Below are 21934 nucleotides of genomic sequence, written 5' to 3' on the forward strand. Positions count from 1 at the left end.
GTGCCGGACCCGTCAGCGCCTGCTCGACAGCGACGTCAACACCGAACTATCCACCTTATCGGGCTGGTGTGCGATGAGTCATTGGCGTCACGTCGGTGCCAGCCCTTCCAGCCCTCTTATGGCCGCCTGACGGATGGCGATGACGTCAGGGGGATCAACACCCGCACTCGTCGCAATGTCTTCTATGAGACTGGGAGGTGTACCGCCCAGGCCGAACAGGTCGACAACAACTCGAGCCTGTATCGGTGGCAGGGTGGCGGCATATCGCAGCATCGCGTCCACGCCACCCTGGACATCGTCGAAAGGCGACGCTGAGAGCACGTGCTGTTGCGAAGAGGCGAGACGCAGCGGCGTCTGTTCCTCCTCTGCGGGTTCTACGGACGCGGGCGAATAGTCGGAGGGGCGACGCTGTTCCCTCGGCGTCGTGATCGGCTGAGCCAACCAACCAATGAGCGTGCCTGCAGCATCGGACAACGGAACATCGACCTGCTCTTCAGCAACGTCCAGAAGCTGATCCAAGAACGCCTCATGAGCACCCCACGCGGGGTCTTCCATGGTGCCGGGCACGTACAGGATGACGAACGCTGCCGCGCGGTCGCCTGGCTTAGGGCGCAGAACGCGCCCCATCCGCTGGATCATTTGGCGACGGGAGCTACTGCTTGCGATGATGACCCCGACATCGACGGATGGAACGTCGATGCCCTCGTCCAACACTCGCGGAGCCACGAGATTGGTCAGCGCGCCGGCCCGGAACTGCTGCAACACGCGCGTCCTCGCCAGCCGATCGAGCCCGCTCGAGTACGCACTCGACTTCACACCCTTGTCACGGAGGGCGGCCGCACCAGCTCCCGCAGACAATTTCGTCTCGGAGAACACGATGGAACGATCCGACTGTGCCAGCGCCGGCGCCAACGCGGCGAGAGCGTCGAGCTTCCCTCTGCAGTCCGCGAGCAACGACCGCCTTTTGCTGAAGGCAGACATGTAGCGGCTCGCCAGTCGGCCCTCAGGTAGCTCCCGCTGCTCTGCCAACACAGTGACGTCCTTCATGAACGCCCCGAACGGTGCAGCGGCGCAGCCGTACTTGCTGATGAGATTCTTACGGGCTTCGCGAGCGATCGCGTCGTGCTCGTCGAATTTCTGACGTTCCTGCGTGGTGAAGTCGATGGCGACGGTCATGACGCGGACCGGAGCAAGGACGTTGTCCCGCCGGCCCCGAGCGAAGTCACACCCGGCGATCCTCGACTCGAAGTACGGGAGGATGTATGAGTCGACGCCCTCGTCCTGGCGCTCCAGCGTCGCGGTCAATCCGAGGCGGTGATCGAACCGGTCACTGAACACACGAGCAAATCCGTCCGTGCCATAGCGGTGCACTTCGTCGGCGATAAGCAAAGCTCCCGGACGTGGTTGCGGAGCACCCCTCACGATTGCCGAATGGATAGTGCTGATAAGGATGCTGCTGTGCCTGAAGTCGTCCTTGTGGCCGTTACCCCGTCGGCCCACCGAGACAGAAGGGAGCAGCTGCTTAGTTTCTGTGAACCACTGTTCGAGAAGGTCGATCGTCGGAACCACCACGAGAATCTGCTGTTGCATACTCCGCGCAGCGACCATCGCGGCGATTCCGACACGCGTCTTGCCCGTCCCCGTGACCGCCTCGACGATGCCGCGGTGCCCAGCGGCTCGCCATGCGTCGAAGGCCTCGACTTGCCATTCTCGAAGTTGCGTCACGCTGCATCCTCCGGTCGAACCCACTCTGCGACGCCGTCGCGCCGTTGGCGCCGCACCAACTTCCCAGAACGCTGAAGCTCACCCAACAGCTGAGTCGCCACGACCGGTGTCAAACCAGTGACCAACGCACATCGTCGGACAGTCAGCGGAGCACCCGGCCGCGCAGCAGCCACTGCAATGACACGCCCTGTCGCCATCGACGCAGCAGGCAGTGCTGCCAACCTCGCCTGGATCTCCGGTGAGAGGGTCTCGATCCCGGTCGCGGACGTCACTGGGACAGCGGGGGCTGCCGCTGGTGTGTCCACGCGTTTCGGAATCACTGTGGACGAAGGACGCGGCGCAGCCGGGCGAGGCTGAACAGAAGGCGTCGCACTTGATCGTCGGGACGACCCGTAGCGCGAATCGACACGGATCACGGTCGACCCGTCAAACCGCGGGGGCCGTGTTTCGCCGGGTTCGAGCTCAGTCGCCGGCATCCGGCTCGATCGCGTGTCCGCGACGACCGGCGGAGGCAGGGGAGCCACGTCGGTCAGCACGGAAGGAGCCAACGCGACGAGCAGTTTTTCCTCTGGACCGTCGTCGTCCTCGTCGGCCGCTGTGAGGGTGACAGGATGCCAGTCGCCCGTCTTGCGCTCCTGGTCGATGGTGACCTCGCCCGGAAGGATGCCCAGCGCGTCGAGCGCTTCGATCACTGGTGCGACTGCGGTCCCGGGGTCCGCGAAAAGATCGGAAGCGCGGAGGCGTACGAAGTTCCATCCAGCGCGGCGCAGATCAGCTTCGCGATCGAAGCGAACAGCCACGGCATCGACGGACTGGTCGCGGTCGTCATCGCACTCCACCGCCAGCCGAGTGTCGACACCGGTGACCACAAGATCGAGCTCGAGGTCGTTGATCTCGACGGACGGATTCACGTGGTAGCCACGGTCTCGCAGGATCATGAACAAGCGCTGCGCGGTCATCGACGCGAAGGAAGAATGTGGTGTATGCGCGTCGGATACATCGGGCATCTGCGGCACAGGAACGGCAGGCAATGCATGCACGTAAGTGAGAAGCGAGGCTCGTAGATCGGCCGGCGACAGCTCCTCGACCCTCACGGAATGGAACAGCCACATCTGATCTCGCGCTCGACTCGCCGCCACGTTGAAGCTGCGTTGCCAGCGAGCACTGGTAAGTGCGTTCGTGACCGACGTCGGTGCCACGACCATGGATACGAACACGACATCGCGTTCGTCGCCTTGGAAATCGGAGGGTGTTCCCACGCGGAGTCGCAGCTCGTCCCGCTGCTCCGCAGGAATCTTCTCGGCAAGGCGCGCCCGAATGAACTCTGCGTGCGCTTGGCTCTGCAGGACTACGACGCCAAAAGTTTTGCCTTCGTAGTCTGTGTCGGCTACGCATGTACACAAGGCCTCGACGAGGCTCTCTGCCTCGGCCTCGTTGACGAGCGTGGTGCCGGATCCCCTGGTGGCGGCACCCGACACGAACGTGGCGCGCAACGGTTTGAGTCGATCAGCGCCGAACTGCCGCACTGGCACCAACGGGGTGTCGCGATAGAACTGAGTGGACGACCACTCGATGATCTCCGGCATGGACCGAAAATGCTCACGGAGCCGCACTCGCTGCGCATAGCGGCTTCGTAGCAGGGAGAACAAGCTCGATCCCGGTCCGAAGTTGTTCCGCACGTGCATCGGAAGATCCGTGAGGTAGGTGTCCAGTCGTGCGAGCACCCTCTCCTCGCTCTCCTGCGGGATCAGGTTGGGAGCGCACTGGCGGTCGTCCCCCACCACGATGACTCTCGGGGCAAGCCACATGAGGAACAGGCTGCTCGGCTCTGCCTGGCTGGCCTCGTCGACGATCACCACATCGAAGCTGTCCTGCACGGGCGGGATGGTCGACAGCACCTCGCCGATCGGCATGATCCACGCCGGTACAGCACTCTGGGCTTCGTGCATCGCTGTTCGAGCTGCGGCCCGGTATCGCTGGGTTCGTCTGTTTCGTCCATCGCCGATATGACCGACGCTGTCCTGGTAGGTACGGAGCGCCTGCATCTCCCGGGTAGTCATGCGCTGTAAGCACGCACGCCATGCAGACTCTGCAGCAAGCGTTGCGGTCAAAGCTGACAGGTCGCCGTCTGCAGCATCGAAATCGTCGTCGAGGTTCGGCGCCGTGGGGCGGGTGAGTCGTTGCTTGACCTGCTGACGAGCCCAACGCCACGCCCACGCATCGTTGAAAGTGGCTGCCAGCGCAGGCCAGTCGGTCGTGCGGTCCTCGACAAGTTGGGTGCTGAGGCTGGGAGCCTCCAGGTCCAGTCGCGAGAGGAGCGCGTCGAGGGCGGACTGTTCATGGTGCTCGCCCAGCGCGTGCTCATAAGCGACGACCGCGTCATCGAAGGCTGCCCGGTCAGCAAGGCGAAGGGCGTCGGAAACCTGCAGCGCCTCAGGACTGTCGGCTCCGCCGGTCGCTGCCTCGAAGTCGCTTGCGTGCGCGATCAACCGTTCAGCGACGTGCTGATTCTCCGCTGACGTGACGACCGCCGCGAGGTCATGGATCAACGATTGAACATCGTCGATCGACAGGAGACGAATACGTCCGTCCAACGCGGATTCGAGCGACGCGATCGCAGACGTGACCGCCCTGACGTCGACGAGCCGGTCCCACACCGCTTGCACCTGCTCCAACAGTTGTCGGCGGTCGCGTGCAGGCGGCAATTCGATTCCCAGTTCGAACAGGGTCGACCGGGCGTCGTCGAGCAGCAGGGCGAATTGCAGGTGGTCGGCAACTGCTCGGTAGTCGGTAGCAGTGCGCGGCACGTTGCCGTCGAGGGTGACTTCCACACCCAGTTCAGCCACGGCTGTGAGCTCTCGTGGTGTCCGGAGGCGCCGGAGACCACGTCCTCCGGCGAGCGCTTGTGCAGCGAGGTCGTATGCCTCGAACACGCGTCGACTGGCGTCTCCGACGGAAATCGCCGCAGAACCCAGACGTCGGTCCAGATCTCGGGCCCGCTCCACAAGCTGCGGCAGTTCGCTCGCCTTGTCCCAGCCAGCACTGAGCCGTCCTGACAACGTCTCCAGGAGCATTCGTTGTGAGTCGCCATCGAGAGCCGTTGCCTTGCCGAGGATCCGCCGAGCCACTGCAGCATGCTGCCGCGCATCCGTCGGTTGTACATCGGCAAGATGTGCCGGCACCGATGCCTGACTCGACTGCTCGAGAAGGCGTCTGATGGCCGCCGCTGGAGGAAGGACGTCGCCCAACCGCGGAAGGGTGTGCTGCCTGCGGTCCACTTCGTGCGATTCACTGCTCACGAGCAACGTTGCAAGCGAGAGAAATTCAGTTTCAGTGATCGGTGGCGCTTCGGAGTACACCGGCCCCGGAACCCAGCTGAGGTGTTCAGTGCCCTCCAGTTTCTGCAGAATGCCTACCAGGGTTCCGGTGTATCGATGCCCGAAGTGATGATGTTCCGCCTCCGCTCGACGTGCGGAGACGGCTGACTGCTTGATGACATGGCGCCGCTGGTACGCACCGTGCCGGCGTCGGGTCAGATCCGAGATGCGACGATCGGCGTCGCCGAGTTCGAACTTCTCGAGCCGGTCGGCGATGACGGACACGCTGTGGTCGAGCTCCGCGGAACCACCTTTCGCGAGGTCGGTCACCGAGACGCAAAGGTCTTGCAGCTCAGCGGGGAGCTTGTCCCGGAGAACGCGCAATGCCTGCGCCTTCTCGCTCGTGACGAGAACCCTTTTGCCCTGGGCCAACATCGCCGACATCAAGTTCGCGATGGTGTGAGTTTTACCTGTTCCGGGAGGGCCCTCGACGACCACGCCGGTGTCGAGGGCAAGTTTCTCCATGATGCTGCCTTGTGCGCGGTTGACTGCGAGCGGGAACAGGACTTCTGCGGGCGCTTCGCCGGGTTTCCTGGACAGCCAATCCAACCGATCCGTCGAGTCGATGCTCTCGACCAGTTGCTGCAGTCCCAGCGGCACCGGAGTGCCGGTGTCCATCGCTGCGATCATCGCGTCGAAGTAGGAGATCAGCGCGAAACCCGAACGTGGCCGCAAGAGCAGCGCCGGAGCTTCCCTGACGGTTCCCCTACGGATGGCGGGCGGCATGTCCGACGCGCTGACATATCTGAGTCCGCCCACGGCACTGGCAGCCCACTCGCTCAGCACATCAGAGACCTCTGGGGACAGCGGCGTCGATGCCGTCTCAGTCAGTTTGGACAGAAGACGATCGGACTGAGAGATGTCCAGACCGTGCAGTCCAGCGAAGATCTGCTTGTCCTCGAGTCGAGCACTGCTGCCGAGCGTGGCGCGGACGAGAAGGTCACCGGTCTCGTCCTCCCGCATGATCTCCACGGGCTGCGTCACCAGATGCGCGTCGATGGCGGATCCGCCGACATCCACCGACAGCAGGCCGGACGCCAGGACCACCTCGACCGTTTCGGGTTGCTCGAGAATATCCTCCCTCATCCGGTCCACTGACAAGTAGAGAGCTGCGAAAGGACGGATACGAGAGTCTTCCTCCGCCCAACGCGACCATTCGGCAAGCCACTCATGCGCCGCTGCACGATGTTCGCGAGGGATTGCTGGGTCCACGACAGGACGCTTGCGCGCGTCTTCAAGCGTTCCATTGACCCACGCGCTCCACGTCGGCGACGGCACTGGTGCAGTTTCGACACTTACCCGCGGAACCCGAACCGCCGTCTGCCCCGGCGCGGCGTTCGTGTCGATCTCCAGCGCGCGACCCGGACGGTACAACCACTCAAGCCGAGTGCTCGGCCCATACGCGCGAACAGGCTTGGAGCGCGCCGCCACAGTCTCCCGCAGGAACCCCAGAAGCCGACGCACCCGCGCACGCACCTCGGCATCGCCACTGTCGACCACTGCACTCCTCTTCACCATGCGACGAAGTGCCAATCTAACCGGAGGATCCGACAAACAGGTCAGGTGGTCCGTTGGTCTCCGCGGACCCTGCCCCTCCAGGTGTCACGCGAGGTCTCGGGTGCTCACGACGATGAGCCGCACCTAGCTCAAGGCGCGGACCAGCTGCCCACCTGAAACGATGTGTATTTTCTGTCCGGTTCGCCTGCGCTCGCGGACTGCGAATAATTTCCGGCCTTCCGTCTCACCGAGCACATTTCGCACAGTGCCGCGTATCAACAGCGAGGTCTCATTTGTCACAGTTTCCTGGACACGAGCGCCTGCGCGCATAAGCCCGCCGATCGCATCTTTCCGAGTCATCCCGTCTATCCGACCTGTCAGGACCACGTGCTGGTTCGCCAGGCGGGAGGGGAACCGGCCCGGTGCCATAGTGTCTCGGCCCAGCGTGTTCAGGGCATGGGCGGCTTCTCGCGCCGATTGGTAGCGACGCGCCTTCGGCGACGTCGTGTGCCAAATCCAGCACATAAGGTCGTCAGCAATCTGCGAATGCCTCAATCCTGCAAGGTCGTCTGTTTGCCAGACTGATCCGGTGAGGAGGGTGGCCGTGAGCAGACCGACTTGAAACACATCCACAGCAGGTCCCCACAGGAATCCGTCACCGACGTCTCGCGGACTGAACGCCGGAGTCCAAGCGTCCACCTCGCTACGCTGCACACCCAGAGTCATCTTGGATATCCCGAAATCACCCAGCACGAGGGCCCCGTTGCGGACATAGACGTTGCTCGGCTTAATGTCTCGGTGCGTGATTCCTGCCTCGTGCATCTTGGCAAGTAGGATGAGTAGAGCTGAAATCCGCGAGCGCACACGAGACTCGCTCCAAAGTGGTCCATCGCTATCCCCCACACGGTCCGCGACCGTTCCCTCGCTCATGAGCTCGGAAACGAGCACATAGCCGATGCGAGACTTGCCGATCGGGTGCGCGAAGGAGTCGAGGACGCGGACGACTCCCCGCTCTCGCGCAAGAAGCTCGCCGTAGAATGCCTCACCGTGCCAATCGCGTGGCGTCGAGCATACTTTGACTGCTACTGCTTGCTGATCCTCGGCACCAAACAAGCGGTGCGCTAGGTACACCCGACCAAAGCCTCCAGCGCCTATCTCGCGGACAATTCGGTAGCGTTGCCCCTCCGCGTTCGCAAGCACGGTCCGAGGCTTCAATTCACTCATCCCGCTATTCGACCAGAGGTTCACCAACCCGGTGACGCATCCGGACATCGGATGTCTGACGTTTCGTTCGCCACGACGACCACTGACGCGAAACGGTTGCGACCAGATGGCTAAGAACCCGCTTCGCCGGGGTCCTTCGAGTACCCGTCGCGGTTCGACGTCCGCCGGCACGGTTCCGTATGCGGCAACTTCTGGCTCGATCAGGGCGGACGCCGCTCGCGAGGAGCGCAAACGGAGGCAAGCAACCAGGTATGGCAGCTACTAGTCGTTCAGTGCATCTCCAACCTTGTCGGGAGCGGCTTGGCGTGCAAGACGACAAGCTTCTTATTCGCACGCGTAAGCGACGTGTAGAGCGGTCCTGATCTACCGAGATTGCGGCGGAAGTCCGCCGGCTCCAAAACCACTACCGCGTCGAATTCCAGACCACGTGCGGAATCAGCGTCATGAACCTCGACTCGGTTCTGCCGGTGGCACCAGGTTGCATCTCGGACCGGCGTCCACCCCCGTGCCTGTAGACGACTTTGGGCGCCAGTCCGGTCATGAGCGATGATTGCCACGGTTCCGTCTGGGTAGCGGTCGACCAGTTGCTCGATCAGACGTACCAGCGTTCGACCTACCTCCGCGGACCGCGTCTGCACGATCTCTGGAGCGGGACCATTCGCCCTCAATGCTGTAATCCGCCTCGACTCTCGTGGCAGTAGTCGGGCGGCGTAGTCCAGGATCGGCTGGGTCGAACGATAACCGCGATGCACGCCAGCCCGTGTCTCCCCGCCTGCCTCGACCTCGAGGATGTCCATGACCGATTCCCAGCTGGCAGGTGTGTGGTCAGATCGCCGTTGATTCAGGTCGCCCAGGAGTGTGTACTGGCGCGTCTCGTTCAACAAGTGAACGAAGAACCATTCGAGCGCTGTCAGATCTTGGGCCTCGTCAACGATGATGTGTTCGATATTCGCGTAGGCGGGATCGGGATCGACTGACCATTGCAAGATCGCGAGAAGAGGGAGGTAGGCACGCGTCGTGGCAGCCCTGGCGAACGACGGCAACTGCCTCAGATAGCGCGTCCACTCCGCAAAATCTCGATTACGCTCGGAAACTAGACCCCGTCGCAGCTGCTCAAACGCGTGCTTCGCTGTCACGTGTTCCCCGTGAGCGTTGCGGGCCCTGGTCACCGCCGCCTGCGCGAACCTACCCAACTCGAAATCAGCATCACGCCAGCTCCGAGTAGGTGACCCCGACGGCTCCGTCCGCAATCCGGCGATTTCCTGCATCAAACCCGGTAAGGCTTGAATGCGAATGCGTTCCCCACTATCGGCAAGCGAAGACACCACTGAGGCGACGTGGGAAACGTAACCTCTTGTCGGCCCGAGGAGAAGGACGTTGCCGTCCATCGAATTCTCGGGTGGGGTATCACGGCTGACCACGTAGGCGGCGCGGTGAACCGCGATTACGGTTTTGCCACACCCAGGCGGCCCTTCGATAAGGGTCGTGTGCATCGCCGGCGCTGTCACCAGGTCGTATTGCTCGCGCTGCAGGGTCGCCAGGTGCGAGGCCAGAACTGTCGATTTCGGTGCCGTCACACTCGCGTGTAGCGCAGCCGGGTTGCGTATCTCGTTGTCCTCAACACGTTCCGCGGGATTGGCGCCCAGGCCGGAGTCACGACTTCGCCGCGGGGACACATCCGGCATGCGGTTCGCACTAGAGCTGCGCTCTAGACGAGATCTGAATCGTGACCCACCTGCGAAATCCTGATCAAGCCCCGAGAGCCGGTGCCCACTGACATCGTCAACGTAGCCTGACACGACTCCATCGCTATACAGCAAGGTCCGCACTCCCGCGACGGTGCTGCACAGGTCGTGATGCTGACGGCCCCCGAAGAATGCGCAGGCGATCGGCGCTGTCCAATTGAAGACTTCGACGTCACCTAATGCGGCATGGGCTCCGCCGACGTAGAAATACCTGCGTCCGTTCAACACGTCCTGGTCTGCCTTGAACAGCTCTACTCGACCCAGCAACACGGCGTCGCTCAGCCGCTGTTGCTGCGGTAGGCCGGTGCCGGTCCACAAACCATTGCGCGGACCGGCGTACCGCACCGCCTCCGACGATTGCTGGGTCAATTCGCGCTGATACTCGGCGTGGACACGACGGAGCGCGTGCAGCTCGTGTTGTTCCCCGTGGTTCACCTGAGCTCCGTCGACCTTCGTTCCAACCGTTGTCGGATAGAGCCTTGAGTGGGTTTCACACTGCGACGAAGTGCGACAGGATCCCCTGCACCTCGTAGATGTCGACCGACTTGTTGAATTGCTTCTCGATGGGTGCAGGGTTGCCGGAGATCCAAATCTTCAGCTCGGCGTCCAGATCGAACGTGCCCGCTGTCTCCACGGAGAAGTGGGTGATCGCGCGGTAGAGAACGCTGTGGTACTCCACCTTCCGGCCAGTGATGCCCTGCTTGTCCACCATGATGAGACGACGGTTGGTGAACAGGAACGCATCGCGGATCAACAGGTAGGCAGCGTGGATCTGTTCTCCGTTGCCGAGGAGCCGGCCGTACTCGGCGTGAGCCGCCTGCGGATCTATACGGCCCGCATTACCCATCATGCCGTCGAACAGTCCCATAATTCACTCCATCGATCTCGCCAGTCTCAGAGTCTCGGACGGTACCGGATATCGCTCGCGTCGAACGGTATTCGGCGCACAAGCGGTTGAACACCTACCGCCCCGCTCGCCGACGATCCCCCTCCGAAAACCCGCCCACCTGCCCAACCCCGCCGGCGCGCTTCCGATCCTGGTAGTCCACCACCGCTGAGAACGCTGCGCTCACACCCACCGACGAGGCGTCGTAGGTCAGCGACTTGTCGGCCTTGAAGCCCATCTGCGAACCCGTGTCCACCGCGTCCATGTTCGCTCCGAGGAACACGAAGTCCCACCCGTACTGCGATTCCTGCTGCTCGATCAGCTCGCGAACCGCCTGATTCGACCACTCCCGACTCGAGTTCTCCTGTCCATCGGTCATCACCAGCACGGTGACCGATCCCGGCCGTTCTTCCTCGGGCAGGGCCGCAAGCGATGAGCCGATCTCGGTGACGAACTTCCCCACCGCGTCGTACAACGCCGTCATCCCGCGGGGTATCAAGTACAGCGGAGGGACCTGGTCGATCGGTGTCGAGTCGTAAACCATCGCGTACTGATCATCGAACTGCGCCAGCGTTACGACGGTCGTGCCGTCGTGACCACGCTCGGCGTCGATGAAGGCGTCGAATCCTCCGCGGGTGTCGTCGGCGATAGACGACATCGAACCGGAACGGTCGAGAAGGGCTGCAACGAGGGACAAAGAAGGATCTGGCATGGGAACTCCTGACGTGGTGACGGATAGGTGGACTGAAGATCAGGCGACGGAGACGGTGACGCCACCGGAGAACAAGGAGTCGTGTAGCTCGATCTCCGACGGTGCGGTGCCCGCCGGCACGTCGTAGACGAGTGTCGCCACGAGCGAGTTGCCCGGATTGATCTGTGAAAACCCGAGATTCGGGTCGTTGGTCACCGTCGCGAGCGTGTCGGTCGAGTACTCGCGCCCCTGCCCATCGAGCAGCTTCTGCGACGACGTGTCGAACAGCTGCTGCTCGTTGCCGATGTTCGCGACATTCAGGGTGACCAGCACGTACTCGCCCTGCGGCGTCTGCGACGTGTACTGATCCCCCACACTGGCGACGCCACGCTCGACGTTCTGCACGGTGAACTCGAACTTGCCGTCCCTCACCGCAGCACCGATTCCCGGTGCCGACTCTTCGGCCGGCGTACTGCTGCCCTCCGTTGCAGCCTGCGAAGAGGACGTGGTGCCACTCGTGGACGAGTCCTGTCCTCCGCTCGCCAGATTGACGCCGACAGCGATGACGACGACCGCACCGATCGCCGTGAGGATCTTGTGCCGCAGGAACCAGTTCTTCTTGGTCGGCGGCTGCTGTGGCTGCGCGTACGGGTTCTGGGGAGGCTGAGTCATGGCGAGTCCTTTCGGCGGTACCGGCACCGGTCGGTGCGTCCCACCAAGAACACAGCAGTGACCCCGTCGGGCACCTCGTCGATTCGGCCGGTCTCACTCCTCCTTTCGGTCGGCATTCGCGACCGAAGAACGGAGGCTCATGTCGGACCATGGCCGTACCGTCTTCTCTGTGACCACTACTGCAGCTACGGTTCGGCGTCGCGCCTGGACCGTCGGCGCAGTGACGCTCAGCTTGTTCTGCACCTTCATGGCTGCCGGTCTCGCAGGCACATCGGGAACACCGGTGTGGAACGTCGCGCTCGGGGTCGTCCTCAACATGGCCGCCGCGATTGCGTTGATCTGGCGACACGACAAACCGTGGATTGTCCTCGCGATGGCCGTCGTCGGTCCGCTCTTCTTTGCCACCGACGCAACGGCCGCGCTGATAGCCCTCTACGCGGTGGGCGTCTTCGCTAGGGGTCGCGCTCTCGCCGGAGCTGCCGTCGCGGTCTACCTGGCCTGCGCGATATCCCTCGTGTACGACGCAGGGCGCCGCCGCGACTATTCGGTCCTGACGATCGGAGTCAAGCACGTCGAGGGCACTCCTCCGCCGACGTGGTCGCTTCCCTGGTGGCTTCCCTGGCTCGTCGCGGCCGTCCTCGTCGCCGTCGTTCTGGGGCTTTCTCAACTTCGCCGTACCAAGTCCGATCTTGTTGTGGCCGTGCAGTCCCGCGATCAGGCGACCGCGCAGTCGCAGCGCATGCACGAGGACATGCTGATACAGCAGGAACGCTCCCGCATCGCACGCGACATGCACGACACCCTGGCCGCCGGACTCAGTCGAATATCGTTACTGGCGGGCGGTTTACAGGTCGGGAGCAATGACGGACCGGAGAAGATCTCCAACACGTCGGCACTGATTCGGTCCACGGCTCACGAGTCCCTGGACGAGCTCAAACGCATCATCGGCGTTCTCCGCGGGTCCGATACCGGCGGCGAGGATGCTGGTCGGCGAAGCATCGCGGGAATCGGGGACCTCGTCGACGCAGCGCGTTCTGCCGGGTGTCGGGTGACGCTGGTTCAGGACATTCATCCCGGTGTGGTCGGCGATCTGACCAGTCATACCGCGTACCGGATCGTGCAGGAAGCTCTGACCAACAGTCAGAAGCATGCCCCGAGTTCCCCCCTTCACATCACGGTGAGTGGGGCGGACACGGACGGCATCAGCCTGACCGTGCGCAACCACATGTCGACGACAGCGCAACCTGGACCTGGTTCGCGAACCGGACTGGCCGGCCTCGCAGAGCAAGCTCACAACGCAGGCGGGTGGGTGCGGTGGACTGCCACGGGTGGCGAGTTCATCGTGACGGCCTGGCTCCCCTGGTACTCCTGACGCGTCAGTCCTTCACCAATCCGCCGTCGACGACCAGGTTCTGCCCCGTCACCGCTCTCGACCACGGCGATGCGAAGAACAGCACGGCATCCGCGAACTCGGACGGCGTCGTCACCCGGCGCAGCGGGGTGCTCTCGGCGATCATGTCGAACACCGCAGGCGGGGTCGCGGAGCTGGCATCGGTGGTCCGCAACAGACCACCGGACACCATGTTGACGGTCATGCCGTCAGGCCCGAGATCCGCCGAGAAAGTCCTCGTGAGCGCCAACAGAGCAGCCTTCGCCGCCGTGTAGTCGTGATACGGAACGACGGGGTTCTGCACGAGATTGGTGCCGATCGTGATGATCCGCCCGAATCCCGCCGCACGCATGCCCGGCACAGCTGCCTGCGTGGTGTGCAGAGCGCCGGCAACGCTGCCACGGAACTGCGAGTCGAACGCCGACCAGTCGATCTCGTCGGCCTTGGCACGGTCGTCACCGTTGAACGAGAAGTCGATCAAAGCGTTGTTGACGACGGTGGTGACAGTCGACCCGAAATGTTCACGTGCCCTGTCGAACAGCGCGTCGACCTGGTGTCGGTCCGTGACATCGGCCTGCGCCGCGACAATGCGGTCAGGACCGAACTCGGATGCCAGAGCGTCGGCTGCGGCTGCACTGCGGTGGTAGTTGACCACGACGCGGGAACCTTGCTGCAGGAACGCTCGCGTGATCGCAGCACCCAGTCCGCGAGCACCGCCCGTCACGAGCACGATCTGTTCGGCCAGCGGCACTGTGCGCATCTCGACATCCCTTCGCCAGCATGACCTGGTCAGGTTCGACGGGTGTGTTCTCAGCCGGTTCGGTTCGGCACCCCGTGTCCGACTCCATAGAACACCTCGTCCGCTGTGGCGTGTCGGCACGACCCGATACGGTCGACCCATCATGGACTCCGATGCGGTCATCACCGTTCTCGTCGTGGACGACGACGCATTCGTTCGTCGCGGCGTGGCGGACATCTTCGCCGCCACCACGGACATCGTGGTGGTCGGATCGGTCTCGGACGGTGACGAGGTACCCGCCGCAGTCGCCGCTCATCGGCCCGACGTCGTCCTGATGGACTTGAAGATGCGCCGAGTGGACGGACTCGACGCCACGCGAGCATTGATGGCATCTGCACACCCACCGAAGGTCGTCGCGATGACGGCGATGGACGTGGACGACCTGGTGGTCCAGGCTATCGAGGCCGGAGCCCACAGCTTCCTCAGCAAGTCCGAGGCGCCCGAGACGTTCCACCAATCGATTCGCGCCGTCGCTGCCGGCAACACTCTGTTCTCCGAGGAGTCACTCCGAAAGATCGTGGCCACCACCCGACCACCACGGCCGACGGTGACGCTGGAAGCGCTGACCGACAAGGAACGAACAGTGTTGTCGGTCATGGCATCAGGGGCAACGAACGCCGACATCGCACGGCAGCTCTACATGGCAGAGACCACGGTGAAATCGCATCTCACTGCCGTCAATCACAAGCTGCACGTCACCAACAGGGTCGAGGCTGCGCTGATGGCGTTCCGTGCGGGACTGGTTGTCTGAGGACCTCGGGTCAGGCTACGCCTGTTGACGCATGCTTTAGCCGGATTCGTGCTGGCCATTACACGCATCGGCCCTTAAGCTTGCTGCAAACGACATAAGAATGTTCAATCGTCGTCACCGGCGGTAACGTGACCTTAAGTTGTCTCTGGCAAGCATTGGAAACCCGCATGGCACCTCCTCGAAAGTCGCGTCGTACCGACGTCAGCAATCTCGCCAGGTCTTTCACAGCGCGCCGTCACGAATTAGGTCTGACGCAAGCTGAGCTCGCTCTGCTGGCCGGAGTCGGCCGTTCGACTGTTCAAGCTATCGAAGGCGGCAAGGACGCGCCTCAACTCGACGGGGTCAACGCCGTCGCTGACGCGTTGGGGTGCGATCTGACGCTTGTGACCCGCGCCGGAGCCATAGTCGAACCAGGGGAACGATGACCACCGGAGCCGACTTGCGCGACATCGATCGAGCAGACGTCTACAAGGGCAACGTTCGCGCAGGGTCACTGACGAGGTCCGGCGACAACGTCAGCTTCCACTACGACGATGACTACCTGGCGCGACCCGGCGCGGACCCGGTTGCCTGGTCGCTGCCCACCGACGCTGTCGACGTCAGCGTAGGAGCGGGGAGCGTGCCGCCCTTCTTCGCAGGATTGCTCCCGGAAGGTGTTCGTCTCTCCGGCGTGGTCGCCGGGATGAAGACGTCGGAGGACGACCACTTCACCATTCTCCTGGGCGTCGGATCGGACACTATCGGCGACGTGCGCGTCGTCCCCCACGGAACCGAGCTGCAGCCTGCAACGCTCGCCTTCGATCCGGAATCCCCGTCACCGGATTTGCGGGCGTTGTTCGATCAGTTGTCCGGGCCGGATTCGATGCGCGTCGATACCGCGAGCTTGCCCGGGGTGCAAGGCAAGGTGTCCGCCCAGATGTACACGTCGCCCGTAGCGACGACGCAAGGGGCAGCCATTCTGAAACTGGCTCCGCCGAACCGCTTTCCGCGTCTGGTCGAGAACGAGAACTTTTTCATGACTGTCGCCGAGAGCTGCGGGCTCGTCGTACCGCGTCGGCACATAGTGACCGACGCCCGTGGAGTATCGGGACTTCTCGTTCAACGTTTCGATCGGGACGGTGATCGCAGGCTCGCGCAAGAGGACGCGTGTCAGATCAACTCGCTGTACCCATCGTCGAAGTACCGGATGAAGACCGAGACGGTGCTCGACACGCTCGCCTCGACTGTCGAACGCGGTGGAGGTTCCGCGCGCCAGTCGGCGCTCGAACTGCTCAGGCTCACCGTGTACTCGTATGCGATCGGCAATGGAGATCTCCACGGGAAGAATTACTCCATTCGTCGGAACACCAGCGGAATGTGGGGAGTCACTCCGGCATACGACCTGCTGTGCACTCAGCCGTACATGGGCTGGAACGATCCGATGGCACTGACGTTCTACGGTCGGAACAATAAGTGGTCGCGCGACCACATAGTTGACGGCGCGGCACGCCATCGACTTCCACGTAAAGCAGTAGAGCGAGTTCTGGACGACGTGTGCGCCGGTGTACGCGCGGCGACCAGCGACGTGGAATCGATCGGCTTCGACGACAAGACCACGTCGCGGATGACCAGGTTCATCAGCGCGCGCTGCGACGAGCTGTCCAGCTGACGCACCTCCGACATCCACCCGCGCAGTCAGGTCGCCATGACGGACTGCATATTGCAGTGAATCACGCGTAGACAGCTGCCCCGCAGATTCCACACTCCTCGAACTCGGTGCGCTTCCAGCGCGCAAGCGGGATGAAGAAGACGCTGAACTGCTTGTACTGCTGCATGCGAGCCCACTGAGTGGTGTTGTGGCAGCGCTGGCAGGTGCGGGTGTGACCCGCGCCGAGGGATCTGCGTTTCAGGCCGAAGCCGAAGAGGAGGAACACCTCTCCCAGGATAGGTGGTCTAGTCGTTCTGAAGAACCTCTCGCAGCGTCATCGCACGTCGGCCCGTCACCCGCTCGACGTCGTCGGTCACAGCACTGAGTTCGCCGGACGCGATCGCCGTGTACGTCGACACCCAGGCATCGTTCTGCCAGTCCGGTGCGTTCCACACCGCTCGTGACTCGTATGCCTCGCCCAGCATCTCGTCGTGGAACGACACCGCACGACCTCGAACGTCGGCAATGGTCGCGGCGATCTCGGGCATCGACAGTGCCTCCGGCCCCGTCAGGTCGTAGGTTCTGTTCGCGTGTTGCTGGGAGTCGGACAGAACGCGTGCCGCGACTCGCGCAACGTCTGCGCGCGCCACCAAGGACACTCGTCCGTCCGCCGCCGGGCCGCGGATGACACCGTCCTCGCCGGCGAACAGTTCCATCACGTCGCTGTAAAAGTTGTCGCGGAGAAATGTGTGGTCCAGCCCGGAATTCTGGATGTGCTGCTCGGTGAAGTAGTGATCGCGCGCGAGAGTGAACGTCGCGTCCGGCGCAGCCCTGAAGAACGACGTGTAGACGATGTGCCGAACTCCGGCCTGCGCCGCAGCATCGATGAAGGTGCGGTGATCCGTCAGCCGTGTCGCATTCTCGGCGCCGGACACCATGAACAACACGTCGATTCCTGCCAAGGCCTGCGTGGCAGCTTCCGCGTCAGCGTAGGAACTGGTGCCGACGGTGGCACCGGGCAGCTTCGGCGCTCTGGACGGATCGCGCACCAGCAAGTGTTGTGGTGTGCCGGCTTCCGCGAGGTGCGCTGCAACAACGCCTCCCACCGAGCCCGTCGAACCTGTGACAGCAATAGTCGGCATGATCGTCCCCCGCAGCAGTGTCGAACGGGTGACCGTTCGCGTCCGAGTCGAGTATGCCCGTCACCCACTCGCCACCGCCCGCCGCAAGCGCTCGCCGACCCTCACCACCGCGTCGACAAGCTCCTGGGGACGTAGGTCCTCCAACTCTGCGTCGAACCGCGCCAACGATGCCGCGATACCCGTCCACGACCACGCGCCGGTGCGGACGCGACACCGACCGTCGCCGAGATCTTCGACCGTCCCGTCGGCGAGATAGGGAGCGACCTCTGCCGCCGGAAGGTGCACCGTCGCCTCCCCTTCGCACGCCCAATCACCCGAGAACGTGCCGCGGAAGCGTCGACGGAGCAGCTCGGCCGACGAGCCGCCGGGGATCGGACGCGGGTTGAATCGCACGCCCGTTCGCATCTTCGGTGTTATGCGATCGACTCGGAACACACGCCAGTCGTCGCGGTCCAGATCCCACCCGACGACGTACCACCGGCCTCCGGCACCGACCACTCCGTGCGGCTCCACGCGTCGCTGAGGTTTCACTGAATCATATTCCGCCGATGCGTAATCGAAGCGAATCAACTCACTATTGCGCGCCGCTTCTCCTAACGTGCGTAGCACCGCGGGATCGATCGGGTCTCCGGCTGCGGGCAGCGCAGTGAGCGCCAGCGCGTCGACGCGGTTGCGGACGCGGGTAGGCATGACAGTCCGGAGGGTTGCCAAGGCTCGCTCGGCGGCATCGGCGATGTCGATACCCAGGGCCGGCACGACCTGCAACGCGAGTGTCAGTGCGACTACCTGGTCGTCGTCGAGAAGTAACGGCGGTACTTCTTCGCCCCCGTCCAGCCGGTAGCCACCGTCGGACCCGCGCAGCGCAGCGACGTTGTAGCCGAGAACGCGCAATCGGTCGACGTCGCGGCGGATGGTTCTCGGGCTCACACCGAGCCTCCCGGCCAGTTCGGTACCCGGCCACTCGCGGCGGACCTGCAGCAACGACAACAGGGTCAACATGCGTGAGGACGGTTCCGACATCACTCGAGTATGCGCGACCAAGCGGTCAGGATCTGACCTATTGACCTGCGATCGTCGTTCCTGTCGGCAAAGCCTGCCGAAGTGAACTACTCGAGGAGTCTCGATGGCCGTCATCACCGCCCTGCACATCAATCTTCGCGGCAACGCACGTGAAGCGTTGGAGTTCTACCAGTCCGTCTTCGGCGGCGAACTGGTCGCATTCCCCTACGGCGACACCGAGTCGGGCCAGGGACCGACACAGTCCGAGCAGATCGCCTGGGGTGAGGTCAGTACACCCGGCGGGTTCCGCGTGATGGCGTACGACATCCAGGACTCGCTTCCCTACAACGCGGGTGAGAACGCCTTCTACAGCGCGCTTCGAAGCCATGATGCGGACGAGATCACCGCAGCATTTGAGGGTCTATCGGCTGGGGCAACAGTGTTGGTGCCCCTCGGGCCGGTCGGGTTCTCACCGCTGTACGGCAAGCTCGTCGACAAGTTCGGCGTCGTATGGATCCTCGACGTCATCCCCCAGTGGTGAGGTAACTGCAGCTGGTTGTGGACTTCTGCCACCGCTGAGCGGGGGTAGAAGTCCACGACCTTGAGTCACTCGACGATGAGCACATCCAACCGCCGGGGCCCGTGGACTCCCTCCACCCTGTTCAACTCGATGTCACTGGTCGCACTCGGCCCGCTGATGAAAGTCAGCGGCCGAGTGGCGTCCAGCACCGCGAACGCCTGCGGCACCGTGTCCACTACCTGGTCGGCGCGGACGATGCAGATGTGGTGGTCCGGCACCAGTGTCAGAGCCCTACGACCCTGCGCGACAGACGCATCGAGCACGATCGTTCCCGTGGCGGCGATCCCCACCGCGCAGCCGGTGATCACCGCGTCGAGGGCATCGAGTTGGTCGATCGACAGGACCTCGTCCGGAACCACCGCTATGCCGTCGACCCAGGCAGAGGGCAGATCGACGGGTACAACCGCTCGACCACCACCGAGCAACGACGCCACCGTGCCGGCGATCTCGGCCTCGGATATCCGGTACACCTGCGCCCGGTAGTCGTCGACCGTTTCGGCGAAGCGGTCCACGTTCCCCGGCCCGACAAGAGCAGCTCGGTCGTAGTCCCGCGGAACATCGACTCCGGCAACCCCACCCGCGGTAGCGGAACGGATGCGCTCGAGAATCTCCGACTTTGCGTTCATGACTCATCCTCGTGCGTTCGTGCCCACCACTGGCGGAACGTTTCTTTCGGAGGCGCCGGCATGTCACGGCTGGTGGTCCACAACGATCCTGGGAAGGGAAGAGACTCGATGTGGCCCTTCTTCCCTGCCAGCAGGCGTCCGACGCCTGCAGCCTTCTCGGCCATCCCGAATCGCTTCGGCGAGTTCATCGCCCACCCTGCCGCCCGCATCGCGATCTCTTGCGCGCCGGGGATGCCGCCGCGTTCGGAGTCGACCTGCTCCGCCCGAAGGTGCACCAAAATCTCCGGGATGTTGATACGTACGGGACACGCATCGAAACATGCCCCGCACAGTGACGACGCATACGGCAGTGAGGCATTGGGATCGTCGTGACCGGTCGTGCCGGTGAGCTGGGGCGACAGAATCGCACCGATCGGGCCCGGATACACAGACCCGTACGCGTGCCCACCGGTCCGCTCATAGACCGGGCACACGTTCAAGCACGCGCTGCAGCGAATGCAGTTGAGGGCGGCGCGGCCTACCTCGTCGGCAAGCACGTTGGTTCTGCCGTTGTCGATGAGCACCAGGTGGAAGTTCTGGGGACCGTCGCCCTCATGCACCCCGGTCCACATCGAGGTGTACGGGTTCATCCGCTCGGCCGTGGACGAGCGGGGAAGCAGCTGCATGAACACTTCGAGGTCCGCGAACGTGGGAACCAGCTTCTCGATGCCCATCAGTGTGATGAGGGTGTCGGGCAGCGTCAGACACATGCGCCCGTTGCCTTCGGACTCGACGACGGCGAGCGTCCCCGTCTCGGCGACACCGAAGTTTGCGCCGCTGATGGCGACCTTCGCCGACAGGAACTTCCGCCTCAGGTGCTCGCGCGCCGCCATCGCCAGTTCGCGCGGCTCGTCGGTGATGGCCGCGTCGACACCGGGCATCCGGCGGAGGAAGATCTCTCGAATCTCCGCGCGGTTCCGGTGAATTGCGGGAACGAGGATGTGGCTGGGCTTGTCGTCACCCAGCTGCACGATGAGCTCGGCCAGATCGGTCTCGATCGCGGCGATGCCCTCGGCTTCGAGGTACTCGTTCAGGCCGGTCTCCTGGGTGGCCATGGATTTCACCTTGACCACCTCGTCACTGCCCGTGGCCTTGACCAAGTCCGTGATGATGCGATTGGCCTCGTCGGCGTCGCGTGCCCAGTGCACCACTCCCCCGCGGGCGGTGACGTTGGCTTCGAGTTGCTGCAGCAGTTCGGGCAGCCTCGACATCACGTCGGTCTTGAGGGCACTACCGGCAAGGCGCAGTTCTTCCCAGTCATCGCACTCCGCAACAGCTCCCAGTCGTTTTTCGCGAATGGTCTTGGTCGCAGCCCCGACGTTGCGCCGCATCTGAGTGTCCTGCAGCGCGCGCTTCGCGGCCTTCGGGAAGCTCTCCTCCCCGCGAATGTTGCCGATGCCGGGCGAACCCAAGAAGGTGGTCATGCTGCCTCCGTCGACGCAAGGATCTCGGCAAGGTGGACGGTCTTGACGCCGGTGCGCAGGCGGGACAGTCCGCCACCGATGTGCATCAGGCAGGACGAATCCCCGGCGCTGCACACCTCGGCCCCGGTGGACAGCACGTTGGCCATCTTGTCCGAGAGCATCGCCGTCGACGTCTCGGAGTTCTTCAGCGCGAACGTTCCGCCGAAGCCGCAGCACGACTCGGCCTGGGGCAGTTCGACCAAGGTCATGCCGCGCACGTTGCGCAGCAGTTCGAGGGGCTTGTCGCCGACGCGCAGCATTCTCAGCGAATGGCACGTGGGGTGGTAGGTGACGCGGTGCGGGTAGTAGGCGCCCACGTCGGTGACTCCGAGGACGTCGACGAGCAGTTCGGACAGCTCGTAGGTGCGTCCGGCGATGTCCTCGGCGCGCGTGGCCAGGTCCTCGTCACCGGCGCGGCGGGCGACCATCGCGTGCTGGTGCCGCACCGATCCGACGCACGATCCCGACGGTGCTACCGCGACATCCCACGACGATTTCTCGAAGACCTCGACGTGGTGGCGCACCAGCGGTGCGGCTTCTTTGAGGTAGCCGGTGTTGACGTGCATCTGGCCGCAGCATGTCTGGTCCGACGGGAAGACGACGGTGTGACCGAGCCGTTCGAGCAGTGAGACAGTCGCTTTCGCTGACTCGGGGAAGAGTGCGTCCGCCAGACAGGTGGCGAACAGGGCGATCCGCATGGA

The 21934-nt window shown here is 63.6% G+C and carries 19 protein-coding genes and 1 riboswitch; of the genes, 5 read left to right on the top strand and 14 right to left on the bottom strand.

The annotated features are described in order from the left end of the window. Positions 1-87: 87 nt before the first annotated feature. The 7 genes from AC0IX4_RS21505 to AC0IX4_RS21535 form a co-directional block, all read right to left on the bottom strand. Complete coding sequence (locus tag AC0IX4_RS21505; RefSeq protein WP_471831011.1) at positions 88-1725, bottom strand: DEAD/DEAH box helicase; 1638 nt, start codon at positions 1723-1725, stop codon at positions 88-90. Continuing rightward, the gene (locus tag AC0IX4_RS21510; RefSeq protein WP_471831012.1) at positions 1722-6188 is read right to left on the bottom strand and encodes an AAA domain-containing protein; all 4467 of its coding nucleotides are present in this window, start codon (positions 6186-6188) and stop codon (positions 1722-1724) included. The genes AC0IX4_RS21505 and AC0IX4_RS21510 overlap by 4 nt, the downstream gene beginning before the upstream one ends. Positions 6189-6743: 555 nt before the next feature. Then, complete coding sequence (locus AC0IX4_RS21515; protein WP_471831014.1) at positions 6744-7823, bottom strand: serine/threonine protein kinase; 1080 nt, start codon at positions 7821-7823, stop codon at positions 6744-6746. Positions 7824-8092: 269 nt separating this feature from the next. Beyond that, entirely contained in the window at positions 8093-10003 is a 1911-nt protein-coding gene (locus tag AC0IX4_RS21520) for an AAA family ATPase (protein WP_471831015.1), read from the bottom strand. A 55-nt stretch (positions 10004-10058) separates the two neighbouring features. Further along, positions 10059-10436: a PH domain-containing protein gene (locus AC0IX4_RS21525; RefSeq protein ID WP_222630673.1), complete on the bottom strand. Its 378-nt coding sequence runs from the start codon at positions 10434-10436 to the stop codon at positions 10059-10061. Between the two features lie 94 nt (positions 10437-10530). Then, positions 10531-11166, bottom strand: coding sequence for a VWA domain-containing protein (locus AC0IX4_RS21530; RefSeq protein WP_471831017.1), 636 nt, complete (start codon positions 11164-11166; stop codon positions 10531-10533). A 39-nt stretch (positions 11167-11205) separates the two neighbouring features. Next, positions 11206-11817, bottom strand: a complete 612-nt coding sequence (locus tag AC0IX4_RS21535; RefSeq protein ID WP_471831018.1) for a DUF4352 domain-containing protein — start codon at positions 11815-11817, stop codon at positions 11206-11208. 169 nt (positions 11818-11986) lie between these two features. Here AC0IX4_RS21535 and AC0IX4_RS21540 point away from each other — a divergent pair, with 169 nt between their 5' ends. Further along, complete coding sequence (locus tag AC0IX4_RS21540; protein ID WP_471831019.1) at positions 11987-13189, top strand: sensor histidine kinase; 1203 nt, start codon at positions 11987-11989, stop codon at positions 13187-13189. 4 nt (positions 13190-13193) lie between these two features. Here AC0IX4_RS21540 and AC0IX4_RS21545 read toward each other — a convergent pair whose 3' ends face one another. Then, positions 13194-13958 (bottom strand): 3-oxoacyl-ACP reductase, encoded by a 765-nt coding sequence (locus AC0IX4_RS21545; RefSeq protein ID WP_471831199.1) that lies wholly within the window; start codon positions 13956-13958, stop codon positions 13194-13196. Next, positions 13958-14052: riboswitch (TPP riboswitch) on the bottom strand. Its footprint overlaps the gene before it by 1 nt. Before the next feature lie 57 nt (positions 14053-14109). Here AC0IX4_RS21545 and AC0IX4_RS21550 point away from each other — a divergent pair. The 3 genes from AC0IX4_RS21550 (at position 14110) to AC0IX4_RS21560 (ending at position 16405) form a co-directional block, all read left to right on the top strand. After that, a complete protein-coding gene (locus tag AC0IX4_RS21550; protein ID WP_307108392.1) occupies positions 14110-14757 on the top strand; it encodes a response regulator in 648 nt (215 codons plus the stop codon). Between the two features lie 167 nt (positions 14758-14924). Then, the gene (locus tag AC0IX4_RS21555; RefSeq protein ID WP_222649636.1) at positions 14925-15182 is read left to right on the top strand and encodes a helix-turn-helix domain-containing protein; all 258 of its coding nucleotides are present in this window, start codon (positions 14925-14927) and stop codon (positions 15180-15182) included. After that, positions 15179-16405, top strand: coding sequence for a type II toxin-antitoxin system HipA family toxin (locus tag AC0IX4_RS21560; protein ID WP_471831022.1), 1227 nt, complete (start codon positions 15179-15181; stop codon positions 16403-16405). Before AC0IX4_RS21555 ends, AC0IX4_RS21560 begins: the two co-directional genes overlap by 4 nt. A gap of 61 nt (positions 16406-16466) precedes the next feature. Here the strand turns inward: AC0IX4_RS21560 and AC0IX4_RS21565 are convergent, their stop codons facing one another. From AC0IX4_RS21565 to AC0IX4_RS21575, 3 genes are read right to left on the bottom strand one after another with little or no spacing between them, the layout of a single operon-like run. Beyond that, positions 16467-16670 (bottom strand): zinc-ribbon domain-containing protein, encoded by a 204-nt coding sequence (locus AC0IX4_RS21565; protein WP_056073455.1) that lies wholly within the window; start codon positions 16668-16670, stop codon positions 16467-16469. A gap of 19 nt (positions 16671-16689) precedes the next feature. Further along, positions 16690-17526: an SDR family oxidoreductase gene (locus AC0IX4_RS21570; RefSeq protein WP_471831023.1), complete on the bottom strand. Its 837-nt coding sequence runs from the start codon at positions 17524-17526 to the stop codon at positions 16690-16692. A gap of 60 nt (positions 17527-17586) precedes the next feature. Further along, a complete protein-coding gene (locus AC0IX4_RS21575; protein ID WP_471831024.1) occupies positions 17587-18546 on the bottom strand; it encodes a helix-turn-helix transcriptional regulator in 960 nt (319 codons plus the stop codon). A gap of 103 nt (positions 18547-18649) precedes the next feature. On the opposite strand from AC0IX4_RS21575, the gene AC0IX4_RS21580 reads away from it, so the two are divergent. Then, complete coding sequence (locus tag AC0IX4_RS21580) at positions 18650-19066, top strand: VOC family protein (protein WP_471831025.1); 417 nt, start codon at positions 18650-18652, stop codon at positions 19064-19066. Positions 19067-19131: 65 nt separating this feature from the next. Here the strand turns inward: AC0IX4_RS21580 and AC0IX4_RS21585 are convergent, their stop codons facing one another. The 3 genes from AC0IX4_RS21585 to AC0IX4_RS21595 are packed head-to-tail and all read right to left on the bottom strand — an operon-like array spanning position 19132 to position 21931. Then, positions 19132-19731, bottom strand: a complete 600-nt coding sequence (locus AC0IX4_RS21585) for a LutC/YkgG family protein (protein ID WP_471831026.1) — start codon at positions 19729-19731, stop codon at positions 19132-19134. Beyond that, positions 19728-21194 carry a LutB/LldF family L-lactate oxidation iron-sulfur protein gene (locus tag AC0IX4_RS21590; RefSeq protein WP_307091655.1) on the bottom strand — a complete coding sequence of 489 codons (1467 nt, stop codon included), beginning with the start codon at positions 21192-21194 and terminating at the stop codon, positions 19728-19730. The genes AC0IX4_RS21585 and AC0IX4_RS21590 overlap by 4 nt, the downstream gene beginning before the upstream one ends. Then, on the bottom strand, positions 21191-21931 hold the full coding sequence (locus AC0IX4_RS21595; protein WP_056073464.1) for a (Fe-S)-binding protein: 741 nt from the start codon (positions 21929-21931) through the stop codon (positions 21191-21193). Before AC0IX4_RS21595 ends, AC0IX4_RS21590 begins: the two co-directional genes overlap by 4 nt. Between the last annotated feature and the right edge of the window lie 3 nt (positions 21932-21934).

The sequence above is a fragment of the Rhodococcus sp. AC861 genome, assembly GCF_979256035.1.

Bases quoted from the DNA above. Each gene is read 5' to 3' on its own strand.
- AC0IX4_RS21510 (WP_471831012.1), bottom strand. From the start codon at position 6,188: ATGAGGGAGGATATTCTCGAGCAACCCGAAACGGTCGAGGTGGTCCTG.
- AC0IX4_RS21515 (WP_471831014.1), bottom strand. From the start codon at position 7,823: ATGAGTGAATTGAAGCCTCGGACCGTGCTTGCGAACGCGGAGGGGCAA.
- AC0IX4_RS21525 (WP_222630673.1), bottom strand. From the start codon at position 10,436: ATGGGACTGTTCGACGGCATGATGGGTAATGCGGGCCGTATAGATCCG.
- AC0IX4_RS21530 (WP_471831017.1), bottom strand. From the start codon at position 11,166: ATGCCAGATCCTTCTTTGTCCCTCGTTGCAGCCCTTCTCGACCGTTCC.
- AC0IX4_RS21535 (WP_471831018.1), bottom strand. From the start codon at position 11,817: ATGACTCAGCCTCCCCAGAACCCGTACGCGCAGCCACAGCAGCCGCCG.
- AC0IX4_RS21550 (WP_307108392.1), top strand. From the start codon at position 14,110: ATGGACTCCGATGCGGTCATCACCGTTCTCGTCGTGGACGACGACGCA.
- AC0IX4_RS21555 (WP_222649636.1), top strand. From the start codon at position 14,925: ATGGCACCTCCTCGAAAGTCGCGTCGTACCGACGTCAGCAATCTCGCC.
- AC0IX4_RS21560 (WP_471831022.1), top strand. From the start codon at position 15,179: ATGACCACCGGAGCCGACTTGCGCGACATCGATCGAGCAGACGTCTAC.
- AC0IX4_RS21570 (WP_471831023.1), bottom strand. From the start codon at position 17,526: ATGCCGACTATTGCTGTCACAGGTTCGACGGGCTCGGTGGGAGGCGTT.
- AC0IX4_RS21575 (WP_471831024.1), bottom strand. From the start codon at position 18,546: ATGTCGGAACCGTCCTCACGCATGTTGACCCTGTTGTCGTTGCTGCAG.
- AC0IX4_RS21580 (WP_471831025.1), top strand. From the start codon at position 18,650: ATGGCCGTCATCACCGCCCTGCACATCAATCTTCGCGGCAACGCACGT.
- AC0IX4_RS21585 (WP_471831026.1), bottom strand. From the start codon at position 19,731: ATGAACGCAAAGTCGGAGATTCTCGAGCGCATCCGTTCCGCTACCGCG.
- AC0IX4_RS21590 (WP_307091655.1), bottom strand. From the start codon at position 21,194: ATGACCACCTTCTTGGGTTCGCCCGGCATCGGCAACATTCGCGGGGAG.
- AC0IX4_RS21595 (WP_056073464.1), bottom strand. From the start codon at position 21,931: ATGCGGATCGCCCTGTTCGCCACCTGTCTGGCGGACGCACTCTTCCCC.